The organism is Rhizobium cerradonense (genome assembly GCF_030182455.1).
GTDB lineage: Bacteria > Pseudomonadota > Alphaproteobacteria > Rhizobiales > Rhizobiaceae > Rhizobium.
In genome coordinates this window covers 1-766 of sequence record NZ_JAQJCK010000079.1, presented here as the reverse complement: position 1 = coordinate 766, position 766 = coordinate 1, and the positions used below count along the sequence as shown (strand labels likewise).

The window sequence follows — 766 nt, the reverse complement described above, 5'->3', positions numbered from 1 at the left end:
GGTCCCGGTAGGGACGATGGTTACCCATCGCCCCCCGGTCAGTTCCGTACGTGCGGCACTACCGCATACGGCTCCTATCGGCTGTAGTGACGGTAAGCCGAGCATCAGGATGCGGATGCATCAGCCGGCACGGTGGCAGGTATTTGCGGACGAGCCTTTGGAAACGATCCCAAGGCAAGCGGTGTCGCTGGCTTCGGCGCATCAAGGCGTGTCGCCAAGCTCGACCAACTTCCCAGCGGAACCCTCCCAATCGTCGCAGATTGTCAGGCACCGCATGGTAGTTAAAATACCCCTGTAGCACTTGCCGTAACCACCGACCTACCTTTGCCATTGGTTCATGGCGTCGTCGCATCAGCGTTTCCCGTATTGCCGTCAGCGTCGTGCGCATGCGCTTCTCGATCGTCAGACGGACAATCTTGAAGCCCCCATCATTGCGCCGCCTGCCGCAGCAATGCGTGAATCCCAGAAAGTCGAAGGTCTCTGGCTTGCGGATACTACGTTCCCGGCATTGTTGCACAGCATACCGCCCAAAGCGTATCAGCCGCGTCTTTTCCGGGTGCAGTTGCAAGCCAAACTGGGCGAGACGCTCCCGCAGTTCTTGCAGGAAGCGCTGCGCCTCTCCTTCGTACTGGAACCCAATCACGCTGTCGTCGGCATAACGTACAATGATCACGTCGCCTTTAGCATTTCGAGTACGCCATTGCTGGACCCATAAATCCAATGCGTAATGCAGGTAGATATTGGATAGCACGGGGCTAACTACAGA

General features: G+C 57.4%; 1 protein-coding gene. It reads right to left on the bottom strand.

What is annotated here, in order from left to right; all coding sequences use genetic code 11:
- Positions 1-58: 58 nt before the first annotated feature.
- A partial coding sequence (locus tag PH547_RS33760) for a reverse transcriptase domain-containing protein (protein WP_285170492.1) occupies positions 59-766 on the bottom strand: 708 nt, incomplete at its 5' end.